Below are 3,613 nucleotides of genomic sequence, written 5' to 3' on the forward strand. Positions count from 1 at the left end.
GGGCGGGCGCCTGAAGTTCCTCATCGAGGCTGGCGTGGCCATCGACGAACCCGACAGCCAGGGCGTGACGCCACTGATGCAGATGGCCGAGAACAAGCGCAGCCTGCAAGGCTTCAGCTGGCTGCTGCAGTACCCGCAGAACCTCGACCTGCGCAACAAGAATGACGGCGAAACCGCACTGTACCGGGCCTTCTCGGGCAACAACTACGTGGCCATGAAGCAGTTGATAGCGGCCGGCGCCAACCTCAACCTGAGCTACGGCCGTGCCGTTTGCAACAACCAGCCCGTCGGCGAAAGCCTGCTGACCCTGGTCGCCGACAAGACCTCCGCCGACGCCCAGTCGCCCTCCGTCAGCCAGCAGGACACTCTGGAGATGTTCACCCTGCTGCTGGAGAAAGGCGCCGACCCGAATGTCGGCCAGCACTGCGAGAAAAAGGGCTACGCAATATTGCTGGAAGCCATTGCCCGGAAAAAACGCGAGGACATGCTCAAGGTCCTGCAGCGCTACGCCCCTACCCCGCCTGCCAGCTGAAACCGGATGGCGCCCCGCAACGGGGCGCCATGCCTCTTTAAGGGGCGAATTTCGGTCAAACACTTTGGCCACATCAATCCCCTTTTGGCCGCTCCTGCCGTTCTCCCAAACCCCGCGCCCCGCAAGACTGTGATCCACCGAATCAGCCTGCGGAGAACAAGAAAATGCTGACGATCTACTCGGACGATCACCACCTGCACCACGGCCGTTGCGAACTCATCGACGGGCAACTGATGCCCTGCTTCGAAATGCCTTCCCGGGCCGACCACGTGCTGGATCGGGTGAAACATCAAAACCTGGGGCCGGTAGAGGCACCCAAGGACTTCGGCCTGGAGCCCATCGAGCGCATCCACAGCCGGGCCTACCTGGACTTCTTCAAGGGCGCCTGGGCGCGCTGGGCGGCACAGGGCATCGACGGCGACCTGCTGCCCTACACCTGGCCGGCGCGTACCTTGCGCAGCGTGATTCCCACCAGCCTCCACGGCCAGCTCGGCTACTACAGCTTCGACGGCGGCGCGCCGATCACCGCCGGCACCTGGCAGGCGGCCTATAGCGCGGCGCAGGTGGCGCTGACCGCCCAGGCCCATATCCAGAATGGCGCCCACAGTGCCTTCGCCCTGTGCCGGCCACCGGGACACCACGCCGCCGGCGACCTGATGGGCGGCTACTGCTACCTGAACAACGCCGCCATTGCTGCCCAGGCGTTCCTCGATCAGGGCCACAGGAAGGTCGCGATCCTCGACGTCGACTACCACCACGGCAACGGCACCCAGTCGATCTTCTATGAGCGCAGCGACGTGCTCTTCACCTCGATCCACGGCCACCCGGAAGCCGAGTTCCCGTTCTTCCTGGGCTATGCCGACGAGTGCGGCGAAGGCGCCGGGGAAGGCTTCAACTTCAACTACCCGCTGGCCGCCGGTAGCGGCTGGGATGCGTGGAGCGCGGCCCTGGAACAGGCCTGCAACGAAATCCAGCGCTATGACGCCGACATCATCGTGGTGTCCCTGGGCGTGGACACCTTCAAGGACGATCCGATCTCGCAATTCAAACTCGACAGCCCGGACTACCTGGCCATGGGCAAGCGCATCGCCGCCCTCGGCAAGCCGACGCTGTTCGTCATGGAAGGCGGTTATGCGGTTGAGGAAATCGGCATCAACGCCGTCAACGTTCTCGAAGGCTTCCAAAGCGCCCAGTGAGGGATTCGCATCATGCAAAGACTCAAATGCTTAATGATCCCCGCCTTGTGCGCCAGCCTGCTGGGGACCGCCGCCCACGCCGAAGAACGCACCCTGCGGGTGTACAACTGGTTCGACTACATCACCCCCAAGGCCCTGGAAGACTTCAAGGCCCAGAACAGCCAGGTGAAGCTGGTCTACGACATCTTCGACACCAACGAAGCCCTGGAGGCCAAGCTGCTGACCGGCAACTCCGGGTATGACGTGGTGGTGCCGTCCAACGTGTTCCTGGCCAAGCAGATCGAGGCCGGGGTGTTCCAGCCCCTGGACCGCAGCAAGCTGCCCAACTGGAACCACCTGGACCCCAAGCTGATGAAGCTGATCGAGGCCAACGACCCGGGCAACAAATTCGCCGTGCCCTACATGTACGGCACCATCCTGATCGGCTTCAACCCGGACAAGGTCAAGGCCGCCCTCGGCGACAAGGCGCCGGTGGACAGCTGGGACCTGATCTTCAAGGAAGAGAACATCAGCAAGCTCAAGCAGTGCGGCGTGGCCCTGCTCGACTCGCCTTCGGAAATCCTGCCCCTGGCCCTGCAGCACCTGGGCCTGGACCCCAACAGCAAGAAGCCGGCGGACTACGAGAAGGCTGAAGCGCTGCTGATGAAGATCCGGCCGTACATCACCTACTTCCACTCCTCCAAGTACATGGCCGACATCGCCAATGGCGATATCTGCGTGGCGGTGGGCTATTCGGGGAGCTTCTCCCAGGCCGCCAACCGCGCCAAGGAAGCCAAGAACGGCGTGACCGTGGACATGCGCCTGCCCAAGGAAGGCGCGCCGATCTGGTTCGACATGCTGGCGGTCCCCAAGGGCGCGAAGAACCCGGAAGATGCCTACACCTTCATCAACTACCTGCTGCAACCCCAGGTGATTGCCCCGGTCAGCGACTTTGTCGGTTATCCCAACCCGAACAAGGACGCGACCGGACTGGTAGACCCTTCGATCCGCAACAACCCCAACCTGTATCCGACAGAAGCGGCCATGAGCACCCTGTACACGCTGCAGCCGTTGCCCCGTGATGCAGAGCGGGCGCGGACCCGGGCCTGGACCAAGATCAAGTCCGGGACCTGATCCGGCGCAAGCACACGGGCGGTGTTCTGGTGGGCGGCGAACGACGAGGACGCGGCGGGTGATAGACCGCGTCGCCGCTGTTCGCCGGCAAGCCGGCTCCTACACAGTGGCGTTTAGCAGCCGGTGAGGCCTTGGGGGCTGCGTTCTTCGGCGAAGAACCAGGGCCGCAGGCGCACGCCCACGCCGTTGCCGATGAAGGCCGCCACCAGCCACAGCCAGCCATGCAGGCTGCCGGAGGCGATGCCGCTGAAGTAGGCGCCGATGTTGCAGCCATAGGCCAGGCGCGAACCGTAGCCCAGCAGCAGGCCGCCGATTACCGCCGCCACCAGGGAACGGGTGGGGATTCTCAGGTTGGGGGCAAAACGCCCCGCCAGCCCTGCCGCCAGCAAGGCACCCAGGACGATGCCGATGTCCATGACGCTGGTGATGTCCTGCCACACCGGTGCCGCCAGCGCCTTGGCATTCGCCGCGCCCTGCCAGAACACCCAACTGCCTACGTCTACCCCCAGCCCGCTGGCAACCTTGGCGCCCCAAAGGGCGAACGCCGAGGTAATGCCCCATGGGCGCCCCGCCAGGGCCAGGGTGGCGAAGTTCAGCAGAGCCAGGGCTACCGCGCCCCAGACCAGCGGCCAGGGGCCGCGCAGCAGCCGGCGCCAGCCCTGGTGCTCGCTGGTGACCGGAGCTTCAAGGCTGCCATGACGGCGCTTTTCCAGGGTCAGGGTGAGCACCGCGATCAGCGCGAACAGGCACAGGCTCAGGCCCAGCGCCGGGC

General features: G+C 64.7%; 4 protein-coding genes. 3 read left to right on the plus strand and 1 reads right to left on the minus strand.

The features are described 5' to 3' along the window. From F6S12_RS30450 to F6S12_RS30460, 3 genes are all read left to right on the plus strand, one after another. Positions 1-532 (plus strand): ankyrin repeat domain-containing protein (locus F6S12_RS30450; RefSeq protein WP_315869739.1); only part of this gene is annotated, 532 nt, incomplete at its 5' end. A 164-nt stretch (positions 533-696) separates the two neighbouring features. Continuing rightward, positions 697-1,728, plus strand: a complete 1,032-nt coding sequence (locus F6S12_RS30455; RefSeq protein ID WP_011064310.1) for a histone deacetylase family protein — start codon at positions 697-699, stop codon at positions 1,726-1,728. Between the two features lie 12 nt (positions 1,729-1,740). Continuing rightward, entirely contained in the window at positions 1,741-2,841 is a 1,101-nt protein-coding gene (locus F6S12_RS30460) for a polyamine ABC transporter substrate-binding protein (RefSeq protein WP_169892369.1), read from the plus strand. Between the two features lie 113 nt (positions 2,842-2,954). Here the strand turns inward: F6S12_RS30460 and F6S12_RS30465 are convergent. After that, on the minus strand, positions 2,955-3,613 hold a 659-nt coding region (locus tag F6S12_RS30465; protein ID WP_315869740.1), incomplete at its 5' end, for a YeeE/YedE thiosulfate transporter family protein.

Origin of the sequence: Pseudomonas sp. JV245A (genome assembly GCF_032424515.1) — a bacterium.
In the GTDB taxonomy this organism is placed as follows: domain Bacteria; phylum Pseudomonadota; class Gammaproteobacteria; order Pseudomonadales; family Pseudomonadaceae; genus Aquipseudomonas; species Aquipseudomonas protegens.

Coding starts and splice junctions, on each gene's coding strand:
- F6S12_RS30455 (WP_011064310.1), top strand. CDS start 697: ATGCTGACGATCTACTCGGACGATCACCACCTGCACCACGGCCGTTGC.
- F6S12_RS30460 (WP_169892369.1), top strand. CDS start 1,741: ATGCAAAGACTCAAATGCTTAATGATCCCCGCCTTGTGCGCCAGCCTG.